21 protein-coding genes and 1 tRNA gene are annotated in these 25,099 nt (G+C 74.3%); 4 read left to right on the top strand and 18 right to left on the bottom strand.

The annotated features are described in order from the left end of the window. Positions 1 to 11 precede the first annotated feature (11 nt). A complete protein-coding gene (locus ACI799_RS05430; RefSeq protein ID WP_456612575.1) occupies positions 12 to 1,202 on the top strand; it encodes an ABC transporter ATP-binding protein in 1,191 nt (396 codons plus the stop codon). Here ACI799_RS05430 and ACI799_RS05425 read toward each other — a convergent pair. From ACI799_RS05425 to dacB, 12 genes are all read right to left on the bottom strand, one after another. Continuing rightward, complete coding sequence (locus ACI799_RS05425; protein WP_456588139.1) at positions 1,199 to 1,744, bottom strand: dihydrofolate reductase family protein; 546 nt, start codon at positions 1,742 to 1,744, stop codon at positions 1,199 to 1,201. The genes ACI799_RS05430 and ACI799_RS05425 overlap by 4 nt on opposite strands. Further along, positions 1,738 to 2,664, bottom strand: a complete 927-nt coding sequence (locus tag ACI799_RS05420) for a helix-turn-helix domain-containing protein (RefSeq protein WP_456612574.1) — start codon at positions 2,662 to 2,664, stop codon at positions 1,738 to 1,740. The genes ACI799_RS05425 and ACI799_RS05420 overlap by 7 nt, the downstream gene beginning before the upstream one ends. Before the next feature lie 70 nt (positions 2,665 to 2,734). Then, positions 2,735 to 3,250 carry a DUF3180 domain-containing protein gene (locus tag ACI799_RS05415; RefSeq protein ID WP_456588141.1) on the bottom strand — a complete coding sequence of 172 codons (516 nt, stop codon included), beginning with the start codon at positions 3,248 to 3,250 and terminating at the stop codon, positions 2,735 to 2,737. A 7-nt stretch (positions 3,251 to 3,257) separates the two neighbouring features. Further along, complete coding sequence (gene folK, locus ACI799_RS05410) at positions 3,258 to 3,764, bottom strand: 2-amino-4-hydroxy-6-hydroxymethyldihydropteridine diphosphokinase (protein WP_456588142.1); 507 nt, start codon at positions 3,762 to 3,764, stop codon at positions 3,258 to 3,260. Next, positions 3,761 to 4,132, bottom strand: a complete 372-nt coding sequence (gene folB / locus ACI799_RS05405) for a dihydroneopterin aldolase (RefSeq protein WP_456588143.1) — start codon at positions 4,130 to 4,132, stop codon at positions 3,761 to 3,763. Before folB ends, folK begins: the two co-directional genes overlap by 4 nt. After that, positions 4,116 to 4,979, bottom strand: a complete 864-nt coding sequence (folP, locus tag ACI799_RS05400) for a dihydropteroate synthase (protein WP_456588144.1) — start codon at positions 4,977 to 4,979, stop codon at positions 4,116 to 4,118. Before folP ends, folB begins: the two co-directional genes overlap by 17 nt. A gap of 13 nt (positions 4,980 to 4,992) precedes the next feature. Continuing rightward, the gene (gene folE / locus ACI799_RS05395) at positions 4,993 to 5,610 is read right to left on the bottom strand and encodes a GTP cyclohydrolase I FolE (RefSeq protein WP_456588145.1); all 618 of its coding nucleotides are present in this window, start codon (positions 5,608 to 5,610) and stop codon (positions 4,993 to 4,995) included. 13 nt (positions 5,611 to 5,623) lie between these two features. Further along, positions 5,624 to 7,591 (bottom strand): ATP-dependent zinc metalloprotease FtsH, encoded by a 1,968-nt coding sequence (ftsH, locus tag ACI799_RS05390; RefSeq protein ID WP_456588146.1) that lies wholly within the window; start codon positions 7,589 to 7,591, stop codon positions 5,624 to 5,626. A 400-nt stretch (positions 7,592 to 7,991) separates the two neighbouring features. After that, entirely contained in the window at positions 7,992 to 8,576 is a 585-nt protein-coding gene (gene hpt, locus ACI799_RS05385; protein ID WP_456588147.1) for a hypoxanthine phosphoribosyltransferase, read from the bottom strand. After that, positions 8,573 to 9,601: a tRNA lysidine(34) synthetase TilS gene (tilS, locus tag ACI799_RS05380; RefSeq protein WP_456599058.1), complete on the bottom strand. Its 1,029-nt coding sequence runs from the start codon at positions 9,599 to 9,601 to the stop codon at positions 8,573 to 8,575. The genes hpt and tilS overlap by 4 nt, the downstream gene beginning before the upstream one ends. Before the next feature lie 5 nt (positions 9,602 to 9,606). Further along, positions 9,607 to 10,689, bottom strand: coding sequence for a zinc-dependent metalloprotease (locus ACI799_RS05375; RefSeq protein ID WP_456612573.1), 1,083 nt, complete (start codon positions 10,687 to 10,689; stop codon positions 9,607 to 9,609). A 48-nt stretch (positions 10,690 to 10,737) separates the two neighbouring features. Next, a complete protein-coding gene (dacB, locus tag ACI799_RS05370; RefSeq protein ID WP_456599056.1) occupies positions 10,738 to 12,162 on the bottom strand; it encodes a D-alanyl-D-alanine carboxypeptidase/D-alanyl-D-alanine endopeptidase in 1,425 nt (474 codons plus the stop codon). Between the two features lie 56 nt (positions 12,163 to 12,218). Here dacB and ACI799_RS05365 point away from each other — a divergent pair, with 56 nt between their 5' ends. Together ACI799_RS05365 and ACI799_RS05360 are read left to right on the top strand one after the other, a co-directional pair. After that, positions 12,219 to 12,713, top strand: a complete 495-nt coding sequence (locus ACI799_RS05365) for an inorganic diphosphatase (protein WP_456588151.1) — start codon at positions 12,219 to 12,221, stop codon at positions 12,711 to 12,713. A 125-nt stretch (positions 12,714 to 12,838) separates the two neighbouring features. Beyond that, a complete protein-coding gene (locus tag ACI799_RS05360) occupies positions 12,839 to 13,906 on the top strand; it encodes a hypothetical protein (RefSeq protein WP_456599055.1) in 1,068 nt (355 codons plus the stop codon). 171 nt (positions 13,907 to 14,077) lie between these two features. Here the strand turns inward: ACI799_RS05360 and ACI799_RS05355 are convergent. From ACI799_RS05355 to tmk, 3 genes are all read right to left on the bottom strand, one after another. Then, positions 14,078 to 14,150, bottom strand: a tRNA-Thr gene (locus ACI799_RS05355). A gap of 106 nt (positions 14,151 to 14,256) precedes the next feature. Next, complete coding sequence (locus ACI799_RS05350; protein ID WP_456588152.1) at positions 14,257 to 15,453, bottom strand: DNA polymerase III subunit delta'; 1,197 nt, start codon at positions 15,451 to 15,453, stop codon at positions 14,257 to 14,259. Next, on the bottom strand, positions 15,450 to 17,729 hold the full coding sequence (gene tmk / locus ACI799_RS05345) for a dTMP kinase (protein ID WP_456588153.1): 2,280 nt from the start codon (positions 17,727 to 17,729) through the stop codon (positions 15,450 to 15,452). The genes ACI799_RS05350 and tmk overlap by 4 nt, the downstream gene beginning before the upstream one ends. A gap of 196 nt (positions 17,730 to 17,925) precedes the next feature. On the opposite strand from tmk, the gene ACI799_RS05340 reads away from it, so the two are divergent. Continuing rightward, entirely contained in the window at positions 17,926 to 18,750 is an 825-nt protein-coding gene (locus ACI799_RS05340) for a trans-aconitate 2-methyltransferase (RefSeq protein WP_456612572.1), read from the top strand. 17 nt (positions 18,751 to 18,767) lie between these two features. Here ACI799_RS05340 and ACI799_RS05335 read toward each other — a convergent pair whose 3' ends face one another. The 3 genes from ACI799_RS05335 to ACI799_RS05325 all read right to left on the bottom strand — a co-directional run bounded on the left by ACI799_RS05335 (position 18,768) and on the right by ACI799_RS05325 (position 24,978). Then, positions 18,768 to 19,580, bottom strand: coding sequence for a class I SAM-dependent methyltransferase (locus ACI799_RS05335; protein ID WP_456588155.1), 813 nt, complete (start codon positions 19,578 to 19,580; stop codon positions 18,768 to 18,770). Beyond that, positions 19,580 to 22,444 carry a type I DNA topoisomerase gene (gene topA, locus ACI799_RS05330; RefSeq protein WP_456588156.1) on the bottom strand — a complete coding sequence of 955 codons (2,865 nt, stop codon included), beginning with the start codon at positions 22,442 to 22,444 and terminating at the stop codon, positions 19,580 to 19,582. Before topA ends, ACI799_RS05335 begins: the two co-directional genes overlap by 1 nt. A gap of 266 nt (positions 22,445 to 22,710) precedes the next feature. Further along, complete coding sequence (locus ACI799_RS05325) at positions 22,711 to 24,978, bottom strand: sodium-translocating pyrophosphatase (RefSeq protein ID WP_456588157.1); 2,268 nt, start codon at positions 24,976 to 24,978, stop codon at positions 22,711 to 22,713. Between the last annotated feature and the right edge of the window lie 121 nt (positions 24,979 to 25,099).

Below are 25,099 nucleotides of genomic sequence, written 5' to 3'. Positions count from 1 at the left end.
AGGGCCACCCCGTGGACGCTACTGCGCACACTCCACCGACCGCGAGCGCGTCCGGTGACGCGGCGGAGATCCGGCTGGAGGGCGTGGGCAAGGTCTACGACGACGGCACAGTGGGCGTGGCCGAGCTCGACCTCACCTTCGCCGCGGGCGAGCTGACCGTGCTGGTCGGCCCGTCCGGCTGCGGGAAGACGACCACGATGAAGATGATCAACCGGATCATCGAGCCCACCACCGGCCGCATCGTGATCGGCGGCGACGACGTCACCCGGGCCGATCCGGTGGAGCTGCGCCGCCGCATCGGCTACGTCATCCAGAACGTCGGCCTCTTCCCGCACCAGACGATCCGCGCCAACGTCGGAACGGTCCCCCGGCTGCTGGGCTGGGACAAGAGGGAGATCCGGGCGCGGGTCGACGAGCTGCTGGCCACCGTGGGCCTCGATCCGGCGGTGCACGGCGACCGCTACCCCGCCCAGCTCTCCGGCGGGCAGCGCCAGCGGGCCGGGGTGGCCCGGGCGCTGGCCGCCGATCCGCCGGTGCTGCTCATGGACGAGCCGTTCTCCGCCGTCGACCCCGTGGTGCGCGAGCGGCTGCAGGCGGAGTTCCTGCGGCTGCAGGCCACGGTGCGCAAGACCATCGTCTTCGTCACCCACGACATCGAGGAGGCCGTGCGGATCGGCGACCGCATCGCGGTCATGAGCGAGGGCGGCCGGGTCGAGCAGTTCGCCACCCCCGCCGACCTGCTGGGCCGGCCGGCGAACGAGTTCGTGGCCGACTTCGTCGGCGCGGACCGGGGCCTCAAGCGGCTCGCCGTCACCGGCATCGACCCCGAGGACCTGGAGCAGCCGCCGGTGCTGCACGTCGACGACGGGCTGGCCGACGCCCGGTCGGCGCTGCAGCGGTCCGGCGCGCGCTGGGCCGTGGTGCTCGACGACGCCGAGCACCTGCACGGCTGGCTGTCGCCGGACCGCGCCACGGGCGGCGGGACCGTCGGATCCGCGGCCCGGCGGATGGAGGCCTGGGTGCCGCGCGAGGCGTCGCTGAAGACGGCGTTCGCCACGATGCTGCAGCACGAGGCGGGGTGGGTGGCGGTGCTCGACGGCGACCAGTTCCTCGGCGTCCTCACGCCGGAGTCGCTGCACTCGGCGCTGCGCCGCTCGGTGGAGGGGCGGATGCCGGAGACGGCCGGAGCCGCGTCGGCCTAGGGACGCCGGTCCTCCAGCAGCGGGCCGGCCACCCGGTACCGCGCGCTGACGAACGCCCCGTTGACCGCTGACTCGACCAGCTCGAGGTCCAGCCGGCGCGGGAGCAGCGGCCGGCCCGCGCCGAGGGTCACCGGCGCGATCGAGACCACGACCTCGTCCAGCAGCCCGGCCTCGGCGAACTGACCGGCCAGGTCGCCCCCGCCGACCAGCCAGAGGTCCTTCCCGCCCGCCGCCGCGGTCATCGCCTCGTGGACGGCACGGACGTCCCCGGAGGCGAACCGGACCGCGGGCCCTGCCGCTACCAGGTGGCGCGAGGTCATCACCCACGTCGGCAGCGTGTAGGGCCACGGCTTGCCGGCCTCGTGCTCCAGGACCCACTCGTAGGTCGTCGACCCCATGACCAGGGCGCCGATCCCGGCCATGAAGGCGTCCATGCCGAAGGCACCCGCCTCGTCGTGCGGCTGGCGCAGCAGCCAGTCGAGGGAGTCCTGCGGGTCGGCGATCCAGCCGTCGAGGGTGGTGGCGGTGTAGTAGGTCAGCACGGGTCTCCTCCAGGGGTCTCGCCGCGGCGGGCGCGGAGCCAGTCGATGGGGTCGCCGGTGTCGATCCGGCGGCCCGCCGTCCGCAGCAGGTGCCGGACCAGCTGACGCCGGTGGGCCGAGAAGGTGAGCACGTGGGCGACGACGCCGCTCAGGACGAAGCTCTCCGGCGGCTCGCAGAGCGCGTCGATCAGCCGGTCGTCCCAGCCGCCCCGGCGGTCGACGTCGCGGATCACCGCGAGCCACCGGGGAGCCACGGCGTCGTGCCGCTCCAGCAACGTGGCGGGGTCCGCGTCGGCGTGACGGTCGGGCACGTCGCGCCCCTCGATCGACGCCAGCCAGACCTCGACCGTGTGGACCAGGTGCGTCAGCACCGCCTGCACCGACTCCTCCGGGCCGTCCCACGGCAGCACGACCAGGCCGGGCAGCCGCGTCGCGCGGAACTCCTCGTCGGTCAGCCCCTTCGCCGCCTCGAGCAGGTGCCGGGTGTCGTCGAGGTCGTGCGCCACCAGTTGCTCGGTGAGCGGGTTCATCGCGTGCTCCGTGCTCTGCACCCACAGGGACGTGGGCGGGTGGAAGTGGATGCCGTTGGGCGCCGGCAGCCAGTGGCCGGACCCGGCGTCCACCGCGCTGGGCGGCCGGCCGTAGGCGCGGGTGAAGGCCCGGCTGAACCCCTCGACCGACTCGTACCCGGCCGCCCACGCGGCCTCGGTGACGCTGCTGCCCTGCCGCAGCTGCCAGGCGGCGCGCTCGAGCATCACCCGGCGCCGCATCGCCACGGGCGCCTCCCCGGCCTCCCGGGACAGGACCCGGCTGAAGTGGAACGGGGAGGCGTAGGCGTCGCCGGCCATCTCGGCGAGGGTGTGGTTCTCCTCGTCCAGCACGGCGTCGAGGAGTTCGCGGAGGCGGTCGCGTCCCGTCATGCCTGCAGCGTGCCGTCCCGGGAGCCGCCGGCGCTTGACCGTTCTTGCCCGGCGCGGGGCCGGGCGAGCGCTAGGCCGAGACCCCGGGGGCCGGATCGTCGTCGGACGAGCCCGGCGGGACGCGGCACACCGACTCCAGCCACAGCGCCGCGGCGACCAGCGCGAGGGACGTGACGAGGCCGAGCAGCGCGGTCACCGTGTCGCTGCCGGCGTACTGCAACCGGCCCACCGCGGGGCCGGTGTAGGCGAGGACGCCGAGCCAGACGCCGGTGAAGACGGCGCCCACGTAGGCGCTGGCCTGGGCGAGCACCGCCAGCCGGGCGACGAGCATCGGCTCGACCGGGCGGACGCTCGCGGCGTCGCGCTCCCGGGGGCCGCGGCCGGCCCGTGCCTCGCGCAGCGCGTGCAGGCGGGAGCGCAGCACCCGGGCCCCCAGCGCCTCGGCCAGGGCCAGCACTGCCAGCGGCGCCGGCAGCCACCAGCGCAACGGCGGCAGGTCGCCGTACCAGGCGCGCACCAGCAGCCACGCGGCCACGGTGAGCCCGAGGGCGAGGACGACGAGGTCGCGGCGGCGGACGGGGGTCACGGCGTCCTCAGTGCAGGTGGTCCCAGCGCACGACCGCCGCCACGTCGGCGGGGTCGAGCGCGGCCACCAGGTCGGCGACCCGGCCGCGGCCCGGGAGGACTGCGGTCGGGTCGAGGGTCAGCCAAGGCACCAGCACGAACGCCCGTTCGTGCGCCCGCGGGTGCGGCAGGGTCAGCGCGGGGTCGTCGGAGAGCACGGGGGCGCCGTCGTCACCGGTCACGGTGACCACGTCGACGTCGAGCGTGCGGGCGCCCCAGCGCACCTCGCGGGTGCGGCCGGCCGCCTGCTCCAGCTCCTGCGCCCGCGCGAGCCAGCCCCGGGCATCCCGTTCGCCGCGGACGACGGCGATCGCGTTGAGGTACGGCGGCTGCTCGACCGGCCCCCACGGCGGGGTCTCGTACAGCGTGGAGCGGGCGACCAGCACGCCGTCGTCCTTCAGCGCGGTGAGCGCGGTGCGCAGCGCGCCGGCGCGGTCGCCCAGGTTGGCGCCCAGCGAGAGGACGGCGCGGCTCACCGGCGCTCCCTGCGGATGGTGACCTCGACGTCGTCGAACGGCACCCCCAGCTCGGCCTGCGGCTTGTGCACGGTGATCTCGACGGCGTCGACGAGCTCGTCGGCCAGGCAGACGTCGGCCAGCCGCTGGGCGAGGGTCTCGAGCAGGTTGACCGGCTCCCCCGCGACCACGTGGTGCAACCGCTGGGCCAGGTCGGCGTAGTTCACCGTCCGCGCGAGGTCGTCGGCCGCGGCCGCGGCGGTGGTGTCCAGCTCCAGGACGGCGTCCACCCGGAACATCTGCCCGCGCTCGCGCTCGAAGGCGTAGACGCCGTGGTGGGCGTGGGCGCGGATGCCCCGGACGACGATCCGGTCAGGGGTGCTGGCCACGGCCGGCTCCTCTCGCCGCGCGGACGGCGGCCACGGTGCGGATGGCGTCGACCGAGCCGGCGGCGTCGTGCACCCGTACGCCCCAGGCCCCGGCCTGCGCGGCGAGCACCGTGGTGGCCAGGGTCGCGGCGTCGCGCTCTTCGGCCGGGCGGGGGACGCCGTCGGCGTCGGCGAGCAGCCGGCCCAGGAAGGTCTTGCGCGAGGCGCCGACGAGCACCGGCAGCCCCACGGCCACGAGCCGGTCGAGCCCGGCCAGCAGCGCCCAGTTGTGCTCGGCGCGCTTGGCGAAGCCCAGGCCGGGGTCGAGCACCAGCTGGTCGGGGCGCACCCCGGCGGCGACGACGTCCTCCACCCGGGCGGTGAGCTCGGCGCAGACCTCGGTGACGACGTCGCCGTACTGCGCCGCCGCGTACATCTCCCGGCTGTGCCCGCGCCAGTGCATGAGCACCCAGGGCACGCCCGCCTCGGCCACCAGGTCGGCCATGTTCTTGTCCGCCAGCCCACCGCTGACGTCGTTGACCAGCACCGCGCCGGCGTGCAGCGCCGCCTCGGCCACCTCGGCGCGGGTGGTGTCGACGCTGGTGCGCACGCCCGCGGCGGAGAGCTCCCGGATGACCGGGAGCACGCGGCGGCACTCCTCCTCGGCGTCCACCCGGTCGGCTCCCGGGCGGGTGGACTCCCCGCCGACGTCGACGTAGTCGGCGCCCGCGCCGTGCATGGCCAGTCCGTGCGCGATCGCGGTGGCGGGGTCGGCGAAGCAGCCGCCGTCGGAGAAGGAGTCGGGCGTGACGTTGAGGACGCCCATCACCAGGCAGCGACCCGGACGGGGCAGCGCGGCGGGGCTCATCGACGCGCCCCGCTCACCGGCCGAGCACGAGGGCCATGGCCTCGCTGCGGGTGGCCGCGTTCTCGCGGAAGATGCCGCGGACCGCGGAGGTGACCGTGGAGGAACCGGGCTTGCGGACGCCGCGCATCGCCATGCACAGGTGCTCGGCCTGGACGACGACCAGCACGCCGCGCGGCTTGAGGGCGTCGTCGAGGGCGTCGGCGATCTGCCGGGTCATCCGCTCCTGCACCTGCGGCCGGCGGGCGTAGACCTCGACCAGCCGGGCCAGCTTGGACAGCCCGGTCACCCGGCCGTCCTGCCCCGGGATGTAGGCGACGTGCGCGACCCCGTGGAAGGGCACCAGGTGGTGCTCGCAGGTCGAGTACATCGGGATGTCCTTGACCAGCACCAGCTCGTCGTGGTCCTCGTCGAACGTGGTCGCGAGGATGTCGTACGGGTCCTGCGCCAGCCCGGCGAAGGTCTCCGCGTAGGCCCGCGCGACACGCGCCGGGGTGTCCTGCAGGCCCGGCCGATCGGGGTCCTCGCCGATGGCGAGCAGCAGCTCCCGGACCGCCGCCGCGGCCCGCTCCTGGTCCACCCCCGGCGCCGGGGTCAGCAGCTGGTCGGCGGGTTCGGCCGGGATCTCGCTCATCGGTGGTCCCGGCTCATCCCTGGACCGGGGCCCCGACGTCACCGACGGGGCTGGTGGCCCCCGACCCGTTCTGCCCGGCCCGCTCCGCCGGCGTCAGCACCGGCGGCTGGTCGGACGGGGTGCGCTTGCCGAAGCCGTTGTACGGGGCGAGGGCCGGCCGCTTGGCGACCGGAGCGCAGATGCGCGCCATGTCGTCCTTGGAGAGCGTCTCCTTCTCGATCAGCTCGAGCACGAGCTGGTCGAGGACGTGGCGGTACTCGACCAGGATCTCCCACGCCTCGTCGTGCGCGGCCTCGATCAGGGCGCGGATCTCCGCGTCGATGTCGGCGGCGACGGCCTCGGAGTAGTCGGGGCGGGACCCCATGTCCCGCCCGAGGAACGGCTCGGAGTCGCTGCTGCCGTACTTCACCGCGCCCAGCTTGGCGCTCATGCCGTACTGGGTCACCATCGCGCGGGCCATCGAGGTGGCCTTCTCGATGTCGTTACCGGCCCCGGTGGTCGGCTCGTGGAAGACGAGTTCCTCGGCGGCCCGCCCACCGAGGGCGTAGGCGAGGGTGTCGATCATCTCCGACCGGGTCTGGGTGTACTTGTCCTCGGTCGGCAGCACGAGGGTGTGCCCCAGCGAGCGGCCGCGGGGCAGGATCGTCACCTTGTGCACCGGGTCCAGGTTGGGCAGCGCGTGCGCCACCAGGGCGTGCCCGCCCTCGTGGTAGGCGGTGACCTTCTTCTCCTTCTCGCTCATCGCCCGCGTCTTGCGCTCGGGGCCGGCGATGACGCGGTCGATCGCCTCCTCGAGGGTCGCGTCGGTGATCATCGAGCCGTTGTTGCGGGCGGTGAGCAACGCGCCCTCGTTGAGCACGTTGGCGAGGTCGGCGCCGGTGAAGCCCGGCGTGCGGCGGGCCACGGTCTCCAGGTCGACGTCGGGCGCGAGCGGCTTGCCCTTGGCGTGCACCTCGAGGATCTTCTTGCGGCCCTCGAGATCGGGGCGGTCGACGGCGATCTGCCGGTCGAAGCGACCCGGGCGCAGCAGCGCGGGGTCCAGGACGTCGGGCCGGTTGGTCGCGGCGATCAGGATGACCCCGCCCTTGACGTCGAAGCCGTCCATCTCGACGAGCATCTGGTTGAGCGTCTGCTCGCGCTCGTCGTGCCCGCCGCCCATGCCGGCGCCGCGCTGCCGCCCGACGGCGTCGATCTCGTCGACGAAGATGATCGCCGGGGAGTTCTCCTTGGCCTGGGTGAACAGGTCGCGGACCCGGCTGGCACCGACACCGACGAACATCTCGACGAAGTCCGACCCGGAGATCGAGAAGAACGGCACGCCCGCCTCGCCGGCGACCGCGCGGGCCAGCAGGGTCTTGCCGGTGCCGGGCGGGCCGAAGAGCAGCACGCCCTTGGGGATCTTCGCGCCGACGGCCTGGAACTTCACCGGGTTGGCGAGGAAGTCCTTGATCTCGTGCAGCTCTTCGATCGCCTCGTCGGCGCCGGCGACGTCGGCGAACGTCGTCTTCGGCATGTCCTTGGTGATCTGCTTGGCCTTGGACTTGCCGAAGGCCATGACGCCCCGGCCGCCGCCCTGCATGGAGTTGAACAGCCAGAAGAGCAGCAGGAGCAGGATCAGGAACGGCAGGAAGCTGACCAGCAGGCTGACCAGCAGGCTGTCCTGGGTGACGTTGGTGTCGAACTGCTCGTCCTCCTGGGCGCGCAGGAGGTCGACGATGTCGCCCTCGACCGCCACCGGGTAGGAGGTGGTGACCTCGGTGCTGCCCTCGACCTCGTCGGTCAGCTCCAGGTCGAGCGTCTGCTCCTTGGTGTTGAGCGTCGCCGACTCGACGTTGCCGCTCTCGATCTGCTCGAGGGCCGTCGAGGTGGTGATCTCCTGGCGGTTGCCCTCGCCGCTGAACAGCGACGAGACGGTCAGGGCCAGCAGGATGACCAGGACCACCCAGAACCACACGGAGCGGAAGATCTTCTTACGTTCCATACACCGATGCCGGGCGCCGGCGTGCCGGCTCGCCCGTCGACCCTCCTGACCGTCCCGGGGACGCCGCCACGGCCCGGGCACGGACCCCGGCGCTCGGTGCAGCGTCGTCGGGATCGACGGTACACCGGTGCACCTGGGCGATCCCTGCGTGCGAGCTGGGAACGTCCCCCGCCCGGGCGACGTGACCGGCGACGGGCCCGGAGGGTCCTCGCCGGTCACGGCAGACGCGCGGGACACGGGGCGGGGACGGCAGGCGGTCGCGGCACCGGAGGTGATCCGCCCCGCGAGGGTCGCAGCCGGCGACGGGCCCGGAGGCTCCTCACCGGCCGCGACGGGAGGGCTCAAGCGCAGCCGGGGCACGGCACCCGGCCGCGGTCGTCGTCCGGAGGACGACGACGTGTCAGGCGTAGACCTCGGGCTTGAGCGTGCCGATGTAGGGCAGGTCGCGGTACCGCTCGGCGTAGTCCAGGCCGTAGCCGACGACGAACTCGTTCGGGATGTCGAAGCCGACGTACTTCACCGGCACCTCCACCTTGACCGCGTCGGGCTTGCGGAGCAGCGTGCAGACCTCCAGCGACGCGGGGTTCCGGCCGCCGAGGTTCTTGAGCAGCCAGGAGAGCGTCAGCCCGGAGTCGATGATGTCCTCGAGCACCAGCACGTGCTTGCCGGTGATGTCCCGGTCGAGGTCCTTGAGGATGCGCACGACACCCGAGGAGCTGGTGGCGGACCCGTAGGAGGAGACCGCCATGAACTCCATCTGGGTGGGCAGCTGGAGCGCGCGGGCGAAGTCGCTCATGAACAGCACCGCGCCCTTGAGCACGCCGACGAGCAGGACCTCCCTGCCCGCGTAGTCGGCGGCGACCGCCGCGGCGAGCTCGGCGATCTTGTCGCGGATCTGCGCCTCGCTGAGCAGGACGTGGTCGATGTCCGGGCCGTAGCCGTGGTCGGGACCGAGTGCGCCGGGCGTGCTGGCAGGCTCCGTCACGGAGTGTGCTCCTCGTGGGGTGCGGTTCCGGGGGTGCTGCGCCGAGCCTCCGGCGGCAGCAGCACCAGACTGCCAGACGCCCGGACGACGCCCGCGCCGCCGGGTAGGTCGACCACGCCCTGCCCCCGCCAGCCGGTGACCAGGCTCTCGACCGCGCGCAGGTGGACCGCCTGCAGGTCGGGGACCCCGGCACCGCGCAGCCACCCGCGGAGCACGCGCCGGCGGAGCGCGGCCGGCAGCGCTTCCAGCGGCCGGGCGGGCAGGCCGCCGTCGCCGGACTCCGCGGCCAGCCGGGCGAGCTCGGCGGCCGCCAGGTCGTCGAGCGCGTCGAGGTCCTCCCGGAGCATCCCCGCGGTGCGCGCCAACGCCGGCGCCACACCGCCGCCGAGGACCTCCTCCAGCAGCGGCAGGACCTCGGTGCGCAGCCGCACCCGGGTGTAGGCGGGGTCGGTGTTCCACGGGTCGTCCCACACGGGCAGCCCCTGGTCCGCGCAAGCCCGCCGGGTGGTCTCGCGGCGGACGCCGAGCAGCGGCCGCCACCAGGAGACGCCGTCGGAGACCCGCAAGGGCACCATGCCCGCGACCGACCGGGGCCCGGAGCCGCGGCCCAGGCCGAGCAGGACCGTCTCCGCCTGGTCGTCCAGCGTGTGCCCGAGGGCGACCCGGGCGCCGCGCTCCCGCGCCGCGGCGGCCAGCGCGGCGTAGCGGGCGGTGCGGGCCGCCGCCTCGGGGCCACCGGGGCCGGCCACCCGCACGGGCAGCACCAGCACCGGGTCCAGGCCCAGCTGCCGCAGCAGCGCGGCCGTGCTCTCCGCACGCGCGGCCGAACCGGGCTGCAGGCCGTGGTCGACGGTGACCGCGCCGACGCGCACGCCGGCGGACCGCGCCTCGAAGGCGAGTGCGGCGGCCAGGGCCAGCGAGTCCGCTCCCCCGCTGCAGGCGGCGAGCACCGGGCCCGCGCCGGACCGCAGCCCGGCGCGGACCGCGAGCCGCACCGCGGCGACCGCGCGAGGTGGCCCGGCCACCGGCCTCAGGCGGGGAGCGCCGGGCGGCCGAGCACCCGCTCCACCCACCGCTCGGGCGCGGTGAGCTCGTCGACCAGCGGCAGGTTCGCCGGCCCCTCCCAGACCCGGTTGAAGCCCTCCATGCCGGCGAGCTCGACCACCCCGCCGACGAAGTGCCGGCCGTCGGCGTACTGCTTCATCTTCTGCTCCAGCCCCAGCAGCCGGCGCATCACGCGGTCGAGCGGTCCGCGACCCTTGCGGCGCTGCGCGAACCGCTTGCGCAGGGTGCGCACCGACGGGACCACGTCGGGCCCGACACCGTCCATGACGTACTCGGCGTGGCCCTCGACGAGGCTCATCACCGCGGTCACCCGGTCCAGCACGGCCCGCTGCCGCGGGTCGCGCACCAGCGCCAGCAGCCCCTCGGAGCCGCCGTCCCCGCCCCGCACCGCGTCGGCGAGGCCGCGCAGCAGGTCCTGCAGGCGCTCGCGCAGCACGTCGGGGGCGAGGTCGGTGGCGGCGACGAACTCCGCGATCTGCGACTCGAGGTAGCCGGTCAGCCAGGGGACGCCGGTGAACTGCAGCTGGTGGGTGACCTCGTGCAGGCAGACCCAGAGCCGGAAGTCCGACGGGTCGACGCCCAGCTTCCGCTCGGTCGCCACGATGTTCGGCGCCACCAGCAGCAGCCGGCCACCGGTGCCGAAGACCTCGTACTGGCCGAGCACCCGCGAGGACAGGAAGGCCAGCAGCCCACCGGCCTGCAGCCCGGTGGCGCGGGAGCCGATGGCCGTGGCGAGGGCGCCGGGACGGCTCTCCTGGCGCTCGGTCAGCTTCTGCACCAGCGGGTCGAGCAGGGCGGCCATGCCGCGGGCGTTGGCGTCCGCCCAGCCCGGTCGGTCGACGACGACGACCTCCGGGACCGCGCCCCCGGGGGCGGGCCGCAACCCGGTGAGGGCCTCGACGTGCGCGACGGCGGTGGCCGCGGCCCGGTGCAGCTCGGCGACGACGGCGGCGGCCTCCTCCCGGGTCGTGCTCGGGCCGCTGCTCACCAGCCGGCGGGCCGTGCGTCCGGCGAGATCCCAGTCGACCATCGAGGAGGCGCTGCTCATCGCCTCACCGTACGCGTGGAGCGCCCCCCGGCCCGGCGGGCCGCGGCGTCACCGGCAGCCGCAGGCGGCCAGCGTGGCGGCGACCTCGTCGAGCGCGGCCTCCGCGGCCACCTCGCTGCCCGTCGCCTCGTCCGCCACCACGGCGAAGGCCAGCAGCCGTCCGTCCGCGGTCACGATGGTGCCGGCGAGGGCGTTGACACCCAGCAGCGTGCCGGTCTTCGCGCGCACGGTCCCCGGCGCGGTCGCCGGGTCGTCGTCCCCGCGGTCGGCGAGGGTGCCGTCGTACCCGGCCACCGGGAGCCCGGCGAGCAGGCCCGCGGCGTTCCCGAGGCTGCCGTCGGCAGCCCCGCGCACCAGGGCGGTGAGCAGCTCGGCGGTCACCACGTCCTCCCGGGAGAGGCCGCTGGCGTCGGCGAGGGCGACGCCGGTGACGTCCAGGCCGGCCTCGTCCAGCGTGTCGACGATGGCCCGGGCCGCGCCCTCGAACGTCGCCGGCTCCCCCCGTGACAGCGCCACGTGCCGGGCCAGGGACTCGGCGAGCACGTTGTCGGACATGGACAGCGCCTGCTCGACCAGCCGGGCGACCGGTGCGGACTCCACGGTGCCGAGCGTCCGTGCCCCGGCGGGGGCCTGCCCGAGGACCACGGCGGCGCCGGGCGCGCCGAGCGCGTCGGCGAGGGCGGAGCCGGCATCCAGGCCGGGCTGCCCGCTCCGGGCGGTCGCGCCGGGGCTGACCCGGGCGCCGTCGACGGCGGTGGCGGTGATCGGCGCGGCGTAGCTGGAGGGGGCGTCCCCCGCGCCCCAGCCGCTGGCCGTGAGCGGGCCGCTGAACAGCGAGCTGTCGACCACGACGCGGGTCACGGCGGTGCCGGCGGGGAGCGCGGCGACCACCTGGGTGGCGAGGTCGGCCATGGTCGGGGCGCCGGGATAGGTCAGCGACGGCTCGGTGCGCGACAGCGTCGGGTCCCCGCCGCCCACGAGCACCACCTCGCCGGGGGTGGCGCCGCTGACGACCCGGGTCTCGAACGTGTCGGCCGGGTCGAGGGTGGTGAGCACGGCGGCGGCGGTGAGCAGCTTGGCGGTGGAGGCCGGGGTCAGGGGGGCGCCGGCGTCCTGGTCGTAGAGCACCTGACCGGTGGCGACGTCGATGACCTGCGCCGTCGTCCCGGGCCCCAGCGGCGGGCCGGTGACCAGCGGGGTCAGCGTGGCCGCGAGGACGTCGGGGTCCGGGAGGGGCGCGTCGGCCGCCAGCCCGGCCAGGACGGGCTCGGCCTCGCCCAGGCTGGGCAGCTCCGCGTCGGGGACGGCGACAGCGCCGTCCCGGCCCGTGTCGCCGCCGAGCGCGACGCCGAGCCCGACACCCCCGGCGGCGAGCAGCAGCACGAGGACCACGACGCCGATCGTCATGCGCCGTCGGAAGCGGCCGTAGTTGGCCGTGACGATCGTCGAGCCGCTCGACGAGATGGTGCCCACCCCCCACAGGGGGGCCTGCGCCGACCGGATCGTCCCCCGTGGGCCACACTACGTCCGTGCAGTTCGACGTGACGGTAGAAATCCCGAAGGGCCAGCGGAACAAGTACGAGCTGGACCATGAGACCGGACGCATCCGCTTGGACCGGATGCTGTTCACCTCCACCCGCTACCCGGCGGACTACGGCTACATCGAGAACACCCTGGGGCAGGACGGCGACCCGCTGGACGCCCTGGTGATCCTCGAGGAGCCGACGTTCCCCGGGTGCCTGGTCACCTGCCGGGCAATCGGCATGTTCCGCATGACCGACGAGGCCGGAGGGGACGACAAGGTCCTCTGCGTCCCGGCGACGGACCCGCGGGTGGCGCACCTCAAGGAGATCGAGGACGTGTCGGAGTTCGACCGCCTCGAGATCCAGCACTTCTTCGAGACCTACAAGGACCTCGAGCCGGGCAAGTCGGTCGAGGGCGCCGAGTGGGTCGGCCGCGACGCGGCCGAGGCCGAGATCCTGGCCTCGATCGAGCGCGCCAAGAACAACTCCACGCACCACTGACCTCCCGCCCGGCCTTCCGGACCGGGCGTCGGGTGCACCCGACGGCGGCACACCTCACGGAGGCGTGCCGCCGTCAGCCATGCCTGCGGCATCCCCAGACCGTGCCCTGAGGAAGGAAGCGCACCTTGCCGAACCTCGGTCTGGACAACCTGATCCACCGCATCCGCGACCGTTTCGGACACGCGTTCCATGCGACCGTGACCGCGTCCGTGCAGGCGACGATCGGTGCCGTGCACGGGGCTCACCGGCTTTCCACGCCCTCTCGCTGCCGCATTGCCGGATGCAACGAACCGGCGATCGACTCGCACGTCATCCCCAGGTCCTTCCTCACTGCGAACGGCAGCGGAGGCGGGCTCCGCACCCCTGTGGTCATCGGTGGTACCGCGGTCGAGATGCGACCGATGACCGGCTCGTCGGCACCGACCTTCCCCGGGTACTGCCACGATCACGACGACCGGCTGTTCGCCTGGGAGAAGACCGGACGGTTCAGCGGCCCGGACGCCCCTGCGAGCCAGCTGATGCGGGTGACCGATGCCTCCATCCATGAAGTCGGGCTACGGGCAGCGGTGCTCTCCACGCTCGGACGGGAACTGGCTCCTACAGCGACCGGACTCCAGCACGTGAGCCACCTCCTCGGTCCGGCGGATGCCGCCTTCCTGACGACGGAGGCGGCGTCGCTGGCGCAGTCAGCGACGGAGGCGGCGCCCCTGCTGGCGGATCTACGGCGGCTCCGCGATGCTCTTGACCGCTCGCGGTCGGCGTCAGGCCCTGGGGCCTTCATCCGCTCCGTGCACGTGCCGGACGTGGACTGGCCGCAGTTCGCCGACGCCCTCCGGGTGCCACGGCGAGGCGATGTGGACTTCCGGGACCCGACGCCGCTGGCGATGTGCGGCCTGTCCGACCCCGCGGGCTTCCACCTGGTGCTCGGGGCGCTGGACGAAGGCAAGGAAGCGGTCCTCCGCCTCGAATCGGAACTGCGAGCCGCGCCGAGCAAGGTCCTCGCCTTCGCGCTCCACTGCCTCACCTGGGGAACGCACTACTCATTCGTGAGCGAAGCGCTGTGGTCGTCCCTGGACCGGCCAACGCAGGCCGACTGGGAGAAGAGGCTGTCCTTCATCCCGCACACCCGGGGAGCCTTCTCCAGCGACCCGGTCCGTATCCCGTTCATCCGAGCGGGGAATGGGTGGCTCTGACCCGCCGCGGCGGCCGAACGTGCCCGCCAACGGCGAGCACGGCGCCGCGTGAGCAGTCGGTTGCACCAGTGCTTCTCCCGGGGCTCATCGGTGCCCGGCGCGCACGGGCGCCGTTGCGCTCACCGGGGAACGACGACGGGCCCGTCCTCGCGGACGGGCCCGTGCTGCGCGAGCCGCCTGTCGGAATCGAACCGACGACCTTCTCATTACGAGTGAGATGCTCTACCGACTGAGCTAAGGCGGCGAACTGCCCGCACAGCCTACGACACCGCACGCCCCGCTCCGCGCAGCGGCCCTCCCGCACGGTCCCCGGCGAGCCCAGGAGCGAAGGAGGGCAGCAAGGGCCTTCCTCAGGCGGGCAGGCGCAGCGCGACGGTCAGCGCCTCCAGGGCGACCTGGGGTTTCACGTTCTGCTCCAGCGCTCGCCGGCAGGCCAGGATCGCGTCGATGCGGCGCAGCGCCCCCTCTGCGCCGATCCGCCGGGCCAGTTCCTCGGCGTCGGCGCGGCGGTCGGGGTGGTTGAGCTGCGGCGCGGGGTGGGTCGGGGAGGACACAGCGGCGTCGAGGACCAGTGCGTCGCGGTAGAGCCCGGCCAGGTCGACCAGCGCGCGGTCCAGGGAGTCGCGACCGAGCCGGGTGGCCCGCGACTTCTGCCGCTTCTCCAGCTCCTTGAGCTGGCCCGCACCCCGGCTGGCGGCGGCCACGCCCGGCCCGCGCGCACCGACCCCCAGGCTGGCCTTGACCGCCTCGGTCTCGGCCCCGTCCAGAGCGGCGGAGGCCTCGTCGGCCTCCTCCTTCGCCGCGCCGACCAGGTCGTCGGCGGCGTCCAGGCACGCGGCGAGGGAGACCAGCCGCAGGGGGACGTCGAGCACCGCCTTGCGGGCCAGCCGTGCCGTCTCATCCCGGGCCAGCCGCCGGGCCCGGCCCACGTGCCCGCCCGACGCCGCGGCCGACCAGGCGGCCAGCGCGGGGTCGACGCCGTCCCGGCGGACCAGCACCTCGGCGATCGCCTCCGCCGGCGGGGTGCGCAGCCCGACGACGCGGCAGCGCGAGCGGATGGTGACAGGCACGTCGTCCGGGTGGAGGCTGGGCGCGCACAGCAGGAACACGGTGCGCGGCGGCGGCTCCTCGAGCATCTTGAGCACGGTGTTGGACGCCTGCTCGGTCATCCGGTCGGCGTCCTCGACCACCACCACCTGCCAGCGACCCTGCGAGGGGGCCCGGCCGGCGATGCGCACGAGCTCGCGCACCTCGGCGACGCCGATGGACAGGCCCTCGGGGACGATCATCTGCACGTCGGCGTGCGTCCCGGCCAGCACGGTGCGGCACGCGTGGCAGGTGCCGTCCCCGCCCGCGGGGCACTGCAGCGCGGCGGCGAAGGCGCGCGCGGCCACCGACCGCCCGGACCCCGGCGGGCCGGTGAACAGCCAGGCGTGGGTCATCGCGGTCGGGTCGGCGATCGCCGCCCGCAGTTCGGCCACCACGGCCGGCTGGCCGACCACCTGCGTCCAGACGCCCTCCTCGGGCGCCACCACCGGGGCGGTCACGGGTGCAGCTGCGGCGTGGCGCCGGTCTGCGCGTGCGGATGGTGCGCGTGGGCACCGCCCCGGCCGTCGTGCCGCAGCTCGGGAGCGACCTGGGTCTGCGCGGCCGGCGGTGCGGGGGTCTGCAGCGGCAGCCCGGAGAGCAGCTCGGCGACCCGCACCCGGATCGCGGCCGCGAGCTCGTCGGGTGAACGCCGCGCGTCGAGCACCAGGTAGCGGTCGGGCTCGGCCTCGGCGAGCTCCTGGAAGGTGCGCCGCACCCGCTGGTGGAACTCCAGCGACTCCGACTCCAGCCGGTCGGCGGCGGCCCGGCCGCGGGCTCGCGCGAGGCCCACCTCGGGCGGCAGGTCGAGCAGGACCGTCAGGTCGGGCTGCAGGCCCTGGCTGGCCCAGCGGGAGATCGTGCGGACGTCGTCGAGCGGGATCGTGCGCCCGGCGCCCTGGTAGGCCAGCGAGCTGTCGATGAACCGGTCGGTGATCACGACCTCGCCGGCGTCGAGCGCGGGGCGCAGCACCTCGTGCACGTGCTGGGCGCGGTCGGCGGCGTAGAGCAGCGCCTCGGCCCGCGGGGCGATGCCCACCTGGGCGCGGTCGAGCACGATCGAGCGGATCCCGGCCCCCGGCGGGGTGGCGCCGGGCTCGAAGGACGCACGGGCGGTCAGCCCCTCGTCGGCGAGCCACTCCTGCAGCCGGCGCACCTGGGTGGACTTGCCGGCCCCCTCGCCGCCCTCGAAGGCGATGAGCACCCCGCCCCCGGCCAGCCTGCGGCGCGCGGTGGTGTCGCGGCGCAGCGCGGTGACGACGTCGGCCCACAGCGGGATGGGGCGCCGGTCGTCCATCTGCCGGTAGGCGAGCAACCCGACGCCGATGGCCAGCAGCCCGGCCGCGAGCAGCATGATCCGCTCGCCGGAGAGCGGCAGCACGACGGCGCCGAGGTCGAGCTCCTCCCGGCCGATCAGCCCCACCCCGATCGGCACGAGGGCCAGGGAGATGATCAGCGCCGCGCGGACCAGGGACTGCACGATCGCGAAGGTGCGGCCCCGGATCGAGTCCTCCACCTCGGTGCCGATCAGGGTGATCCCGGCCAGGAAGGCCATGCCGGCGAAGAAGCCCATGACGACCACGAGCAGCAGCGAGATCCACAGCGCGAAGGACAGCGACAGCAGCACCACGACCACCCCGGCGCCGACGATCGCCAGCCCGAAGATGCGCTCGCGGGCGAGGTCGCGGGCCACGCTGGGGCCGATGCCGATACCCAGGCCCAGGCCGACGAAGACGGCCCCGAACAGCAGGCCGTACGCCGCCTCGCCGCCCCCGAGCACGTTGACGTAGGCCTGCCCGGTGGCGATGATCGCGCCCGCCGCGACGAAGGCCCCGGTGATGCCCACGACCAGGCCCCGGATCAGGCGGGTGTGCCCGGCGAAGGAGAAGCCCTTGACCAGCGAGCCGAGGAAGCTCTCCTGCTGGCCGACCACCGCCCCCTCCGCCCGGCGGCCGCTGATCGACGGCAGGTTCCAGATGACGAAGGCCGCGACCAGGAAGGTGAGCGCGTTCAGGTAGAGGGCGAGGTCCACCTCGTCCACGCCCGGCAGGACGGCGCTGAGCTCGCCGCCCACGCTGGTGAGCAGGGCGAACACGATCGCCGCGGCCACCGGGGTGAGCCCGTAGGTGGTGACCAGGGAGAGCTGGTTGGCCGGCTCCAGCTGGTCCTTGCGCAGCATGTTGGGGACGGCGGCGTCCTTGGCCGGGATCCAGAACAGGCTGAAGGCCTCGATGACGAACTGGGCGATGAAGAGCCAGATGAGGTTGTCGACGATCGGGATCGAGGCGAACAGCCCGAACCGGAAGATGTCGGTGACCACCATCGTCTTCCGCCGGTCGAACCGGTCGGCGAAGGCCCCGGCCACCGGGCCGAGCACGATGGCCGGGAGCAGCCGGAAGAGCAGGACGCCGGCCAGCGCGAAGTTCTGCGCGGCGTAGTCGTCGAAGGTCATCGTCGCCGTGACGGTGATGGCGAGCAGGCCGAGCCAGTCACCGAAGCTGGACAGCAGCGTGGACAGCCAGAGCTTGCGGAAGTCGCGCACCCGCAGCACCGCGCGGATCTTGGCCACCGTGCCCACCGCACCGGAGCCGTCCGCGCCCGAGGCGGACGAGCCGGGGGGTGCGCCGTCCGGGCCGACGTCGGTCAGGGGCGGGCCCGCGGACGGCGGCACCGGCGTGCCGGCGGGCGGCAGCCCGTCGCCCGGGGCGGCCGGCTCCCCGACCGGAGCAGCCGGCACCGCCTTCTCGGGCGGTGCCGGTGAGTTCGGGTCGGCCGGAATGGCGAGCTCCCCAGGTCGGTGGGCGGCAGGGCGGAGCGGGCCCAGCGGGGTTACGGTACCGGCCGGGGACCACGTTCCGGCACCGCATTACCCGGCGGGTGGGCGGTTCTCGACGGCTCCGCGGACGGGCGGAGCCCTGTCAGGGTCGGGGATGATGAGTGCGACCGGGGATCCGACGCGCCAGGCCGGCAAGACTTCACCCGGCCGTTGGCACCCGGACACCTACCTGCGGTTCGCCGGGGAACGCGCCCGCCCGTTCGCCGACCTGCTCGCCCGGGTGGGGGCCCCCGACCCGCGGGTCGTCGTCGACCTGGGCTGCGGAGAGGGCTCCCTGACCGCTTCGCTGGCGCAGCGCTGGCCGGGTGCCCGCGTCATCGGCGTCGACTCCTCCCCCGAGATGCTGGCCGCGGCCACCGCCACCGCTCCCGGGCACGTGGAGTTCCGGCTCGGCGACGTGCGGGACTGGACCCCGGCCGGCGCGGTGGACGTCGTCGTCAGCAACGCCGTCCTGCACTGGGTGCCCGGGCACCCGGACCTCATGGCGCGCTGGGCCGCGGCCCTGCCGGCCGGCGGGTGGCTCGCCGTCCAGGTGCCGGGCAACTTCCGGGCACCCACCCACGCGCTGCTGGCCGACCTGTGCCGCCGCCCGGAGTGGGCCGACCGGCTGGCCGGCGTCGCGCCGCGGGCCGACGCCGTGCTCGAGCCCGCCGGCTACGCCGAGGTGCTCACCGGGGCGGGGTTGGTGCCCGACGTCTGGGAGACGACGTACCTGCATGAGCTGAGCGGGCCCGACCCGGTGCTGGCCTGGGTGCGCTCGACGGTGCTGCGCCCGGTCCTCGCCCGGCTGGACGACGACGCCGCGACCGCGTTCTCCGCCGCCTACGCCGAGGCCCTGCGGACGGCCTACCCGCCCCGACCCGACGGCACGACGCTGCTGCCCTTCCGGCGGGTCTTCGCCGTCGGCACCCGCCTGTCCTGACCGTCGGCCGGCGGCGGTCAGCGCGGGGTGAGCCGGTAGGCGTGCGTCCGGTAGGGCAGCTCGAGCTCCGGCCGCCCCCGGGTGCCGGGGTGGTCGGCCAGCAGCCGGCGGATCGCGGAGAGGAACTCCTCGCGCCGGGCGCCGTCCATGACCGCCACGTAGCTGCGGGTGGCGATGCCGCCGACGACGTCCTCGGGGCCCGCACGCTGCACGATCCCCGACTCGACGACCTCGACGTCGGCCCCGAGCTCCTCGGCGAAGCGGTCGACGACGCGCTGGTCGGCCTCGTGCCCGCGCGCCTCGTCGGCGATCAGCTCCTCCAGTGCGGCGATCCAGGGCACCCGGTCGTCGCGGGTGTTCCAGACCAGGCCGAGGACTCCACCGGGACGGAGCACCCGGCGGATCTCGCGGGCGGCCGGGACCGGGTCGAACCAGTGCGCGGCCTGCCCGGCCACGACGGCGTCGACCGAGGCGTTCCCAGCCGGGAGCCGCTCCGCGGTCCCCACGGCGGTGGCGACCGCCGGGAACCGGGCGCCGAGCTCGGCCAGCATCTCCGGGGACGGGTCGACCGCGCGGACGCGGTGCCCCAGGCCCAGCACGACCTGGGTGAGCAGTCCCGTGCCGGCACCGACGTCGAGCACGTCGAGCGACCGGTCCCGGCCGAGGAGGAACTCGACCGCGTCGACCGGGTACGTCGGCCGCAGCGCGGCGTACCCGGCCGCGACCGCCCCGAACGAGCGCGCCCGTGCCCCCAGCGCGTCCTCGTCCGGCGGCCCCGCCCCGAGGCCTCCCCCGAGCATGCGAGGGGTGCGGGGGACGGGGTCCTTCATCAGCCCGCGGTGACCGGGTCCGACGCCGTCGTGGCGGCCTTCTTCGCGGTCGTCTTCTTCGCGGTGGCCTTCTTCGCGGTCGTCTTCTTCGCCGCCGTCTTCTTCGCCGTCGTCTTCTTGGCGGCCTTCTTCTTCGACGGTCCAGCGGCTCGGCGGTCGGCCAGGAGCTCGGCGGCGCGCTCGATCGTGATCGACTCGACGTCGTCGCCCTTGCGCAGGCTGGCGTTGGTCTCGCCGTCGGTGACGTAGGGCCCGAAGCGACCCTCGCGCACGGTCACCACGCCCTGGGTGACCGGGTCGGGGCCGAGCTCCTTGAGCGGGGCCTTGGCCGCCGCCCGGCCGCGCTGCTTGGGCTGGGCGAAGATCGCCAGAGCCTCGTCCAGCGTGGTGGTGAACAACTTCTCCTCGCTGTCGAGCGAGCGGGAGTCGGTGCCCTTCTTCAGGTACGGACCGTACCGGCCGTTGAGCGCCTGGATCTCCTCGCCGTCGGGCGCGGTGCCGACGGTGCGCGGCAGCGTCAGGAGCTTCAGCGCGTCGTCGATGGTCACCGTCTCCGGGGACATCGACGAGAACAGGCTCGCCGTGCGCGGCGACTCCTTGCTCCCCTCGGGGACGACGGTGGTGACGTAGGGGCCGTAGCGGCCTGCCTTCACCACGACCGGGTGCCCGGACTCCGGGTCGGTGCCCAGCTCCCGGTCGCCCGAGGGCGCCTCCAGCAGCTCGCGGACCTTCTCCTCGGTCAGCTCGTCGGGCGCGAGGTCCTCGGGGATGCTGACGCGCGCGCCGTCCTCGCCGTCGGCCTGCAGGTAGGGGCCGTAGCGGCCGACGCGGACGACGACCGGGCGGCCCTCGCGGTCGGTGGCGCGCAGCGGGATCGAGTTGATGCCGCGGGCGTCGATCTCCTCCAGCCGCTGGCCGATGACCTGCTTGAGCCCGCCGGACTGCGCGATCGCGCCGGCGTGCCGGCCCTCGCCACCGAAGTAGAACTCGGTCAGCCAGTCCACCCGGCCCAGGTTCCCGCCGGCGATCTCGTCGAGCTCCTCCTCCAGCGAGGCGGTGAACTGGTAGTCGACCAGCTGGGCGAAGTACTGCTCGAGCAGGTTGACCACGGCGAACGCCACGAACGACGGGACCAGGGCGTTGCCCTTCTTCCAGACGTACCCGCGGTCCTGGATGGTCTGCATGATCGACGCGAACGTCGACGGCCGGCCGATCCCCAGCTCCTCCAGCCGGGCCACAAGGCTCGGCTCGGTGTAGCGGGACGGCGGCTGGGTGGTGTGGCCCTTGGCGTCGAGCGACCGGGTGTCGAGGGTCTGGCCGCGCTCCAGGCGCGGCAGCCGGCGCTCGGCGTCGTCGCTGCCGTGGTCGTCGTCGCCGTCCTTCTGCGCGCCCTCGTCCCGGGACTCCACGTAGGCCCGCAGGAAGCCGGGGAAGGTGATCGTGCGGCCGCTGGCGGTGAACTCGACCGCCTCGTCGGTGCTGCTGCGACCGGCCAGCCGGACGCTGACGGTCTGGCCGACGGCGTCGGCCATCTGCGAGGCGACGGTGCGCTGCCAGATCAGCTCGTAGAGCCGGAACTCGTCGCGCGCCAGCTCCGACGCCAGCTGGCCGGGGGTCCGGAAGCTGTCCCCGGCGGGCCGGATGGCCTCGTGCGCCTCCTGCGCCCCCTTGGACTTCTTGCTGTAGACCCGCGCCTCCGGCGGCACGTACGCGTCGCCGTACAGCTCCCGCGCCTGGGTGCGAGCGGCGTTGACCGCCTCGGCCGACAGGTTCGTCGAGTCGGTCCGCATGTAGGTGATGTGGCCGTTCTCGTACAGCCGCTGCGCCACCCGCATGACCTGCGCCGACGACCAGCCGAGCTTGCGACCGGCCTCCATCTGCAGCGTGGAGGTGGTGAACGGGGCGTACGGACGACGGCGGTAGGGCTTCTCGTCGACCCGGCTGACGCTCACCTGGCGGCCCTCGAGCCGGGCGGCCAGGCCACGGGCGCCGGCCTCGTCGAGGTGCACGACGTCACCGGTGACGCGGCCGGTGGCCGCGTCGAAGTCCTTGCCGGTGGCGACGCGACTGTCGTCGACGCTGACCAGCTTGGCCCGCACGGTGGTGGGCTCGCCCGCGTCGGCGCCGGCGGCGCGGCCGGGGACGGCGAAGGTGCCCTCCAGCGACCAGTAGTCGGCGGCGTGGAAGGCCATCCGCTCACGCTCGCGCTCCACGACGATGCGGGTGGCCACCGACTGGACGCGGCCGGCCGAGAGCTTCGGCAGCACCTTCTTCCAGAGGACCGGGGAGACCTCGTAGCCGTAGAGCCGGTCGAGGATGCGCCGGGTCTCCTGCGCGTCGACCAGGTGGGTGTCGAGCTCCCGCGGGTTGGCCACGGCACGGGCGATCGCCTCGGGGGTGATCTCGTGGAAGACCATCCGGCGCACCGGCACCCGCGGCTTGAGGGTGTCGATCAGGTGCCAGGCGATGGCCTCGCCCTCGCGGTCCTCGTCTGTCGCGAGGTAGATCTCGCTGGCGTCCTTCACCAGCTGCTTGAGCCGGGTGACCTGCTGCTTGCGGTCGGGGCTGACCACGTAGAGCGGCTCGAAGGAGTTGTCGACGTCGACACCGAGCCGCGCCCACGCCGCGCCCTTGTGCTCGGCCGGGACGTCGGCGGCGTTGCGCGGCAGGTCGCGGATGTGCCCGACGCTGGCCTCGACGACGTAGCCGCTGCCCAGGTAGCCGGCGATCTTGTTCGCCTTCGTCGGCGACTCGACGATGACCAGCGGCCGGCCGCCGGACGCGGCCGAGCCCCGGCGGGCCGGCGTCTTCTTCGCGCCGTCCGTCGTGGGGTCGCTCTCGGTCTGCGTGGTCTTGGTGGGCACGGGACTCCTGTCGGTGCTGCGGGGGCGGTGCGGGTGCGGCGGGACCGGCCGGTCGGCCGGTCTCCTGCGTCGCCCCGGCGGGTGCCGGGGCGGCGGGCGCCACCGCGGAACGCCCCTCGGCGGGCCACGGTAAGCCACCCCGGCGCCGTGGCGCCGGGGGCGACCTCTCCATGGGCGTGCCGCCACCCCGACCAACGTGGATGGTGCGGCCGTGTTCCCGCAGGTGGAAGGCGGTGTACCGCCAAGGGGTCAGCCGCCGGCGGTGTTCAGGGCGCGCTGGTGGTGAGCTCGGACCCGGTGGAGGACGCCGTCGTCGCCTCGCCGACGACGACCGAGCGCCGCTTGGACACCACGACCGCGACCACGATGACGACGACGGCGGCCAGCGCGATCGCCACCCGGACCGGGGTGTTGGCGCCCTCCCCGACCGACAGGGCGACCACCGCGGGTGCGATGAGCAGTGCCACCAGGTTCATCACCTTGATCAGCGGGTTGATCGCCGGGCCGGCGGTGTCCTTGAAGGGGTCGCCCACCGTGTCGCCGATGACGGTGGCCGCGTGGGCCTCGCTGCCCTTCCCCCCGTAGCTGCCGTCCTCCACCATCTTCTTGGCGTTGTCCCAGGCGCCGCCGGAGTTGGAGAGGAACACCGCCATGAGCGTGCCCGCCGCGATGGCGCCGACGAGGTAGGCGGCCAGCGGGCCGATGCCGAGACCGAAGCCCACGGCCACCGGCGCCAGCACGGCCAGCAGGCCCGGGGTGGCGAGCTCGCGCAGCGAGTCCTTGGTGCAGATGTCGACGACCCGGCTGTAGTCCGGCCGCTCCTCGAACGTCATGATCCCGGGGTGCGTGCGGAACTGCTCGCGCACCTCGAAGACCACGCGTCCGGCGGCCCGGGACACGGCGCTGATGGCCAGCCCGGAGAAGAAGAAGACCACTGCGGCGCCGAGGACCGCACCGACGATGTTGTTCGGGTTGACCAGGCTGAAGGCGGTGCCGAGCGTGGCGCCGGCCTCGTCGAGCGCGACGGCGACCTGGGCGTTGTAGGAGCCGAAGAGCGCGGTGGCGGCGAGGACGGCGGTGGCGATGGCGATGCCCTTGGTGATCGCCTTGGTGGTGTTGCCGACGGCGTCGAGGTCGGTGAGCACCCGGGCGCCGTCGTCGTCGATGTCGCCGGACATCTCGGCGATGCCCTGGGCGTTGTCGCTGACCGGGCCGAAGGTGTCCATGGAGACGATCACGCCGGCGGTGGTGAGCAGCCCGCACCCGGCCAGGGCGACGGCGTAGAGCGCGGCCCCGCCCCCGATGAGGAAGGCGCCGTAGACCGCTCCCCCGATGAGCAGCGCGGCGTAGACCGCCGACTCCAGGCCCAGCGAGATGCCGGAGAGGATGACGGTGGCCGGTCCGGTGAGGGAGCTGCGCCCGACGTCCTGGACCGGCTTGCGGCTGGTCTCGGTGAAGTAGCCGGTGAGCTGCTGGATGGCCGCGGCCAGCACGACGCCGACGAGCACCGCCACGAGGCCGAGCACCTGCGGGCTGACAGCCAGGCCCGCACCCCCACCGGTGCCGGGCAGCACGGTGAACGCGGCGACCGCCACGAGCACCAGCGACACCACGGCGGAGACGAAGAAGCCGCGGTTGATCGGGGCCAGGCCGTTGCGGTCGTTCTTGCCCGGGTTGGTGGCCAGGATGCCCACGACCGAGGCGATGACCCCGATCGCGGCCACCACGAGGGGGAAGACCATGCCCACCGAGCCGAAGAAGACCTGGCCCAGGATGAGGGCGGCGACCAGGGTGACGGCGTAGGACTCGAAGAGGTCGGCGGCCATCCCGGCGCAGTCGCCGACGTTGTCGCCCACGTTGTCGGCGATGGTCGCGGCGTTGCGGGGATCGTCCTCCGGAATGCCGGCCTCGACCTTGCCGACCAGGTCGGCGCCGACGTCGGCGGCCTTGGTGAAGATGCCGCCGCCGACGCGCATGAACATCGCCAGCAGCGCACCGCCGAACCCGAAGCCCTCGAGGACGACCGGCGCGGTCTCGTCGAACAGCAGCAGGACCAGCGCCGCGCCGAACAGGCCGAGGCCGATGGTGATCATCCCGCAGACGCCGCCGGTCCGGTACGCGATGCGGAAGGCCGGCCGGTAGCCGCCCTCGCGGGCGGCGGCCGCCACCCGCACGTTGCCGCGCGTGGCCAGGGTCATGCCGATGAAGCCGACCAGCGCCGAGAACAGTGCCCCGACGAGGAAGAACACCGCCCGTCCCACCCGGGTGCCGAAGCCGCCGTCGGCCACGGGGAGGACCAGCAGCAGGGCGAAGACGATCACCGCGAAGACGCTGAGCGTGCGGAACTGCCGACGCAGGTAGGCCGCCGCGCCCTCCTGGACGGCCCGGGCGATCTCCTTCATCTTCTCCGTGCCCTGATCGGCGGCGATGACGGCGCGGACCAGGTAGGCGGCGAAGGCCAGCGCGGCGAGGGAGATCGCGAGGATGACGGCGACCAGCGCCGTCTCCCCGCCGGACAGCGATCCGTCAGGCATGGCTCCTCCAGGCGTCTGCGGCCGCCCGGGAGGCGCCGTGCTCCCCGGTGCGGCGGAGGTCGGCGTCCCGGGGGCGGGCCCCGGGACGGCGCGAAGTGTAAGGGAGATCACACTGCATGTG

This window comes from Blastococcus sp. SYSU DS0753 (assembly GCF_054051175.1).
The sequence above is the reverse complement of the archived record's forward strand: the minus strand, read 5'-3'. Positions and strand labels throughout refer to the sequence as shown.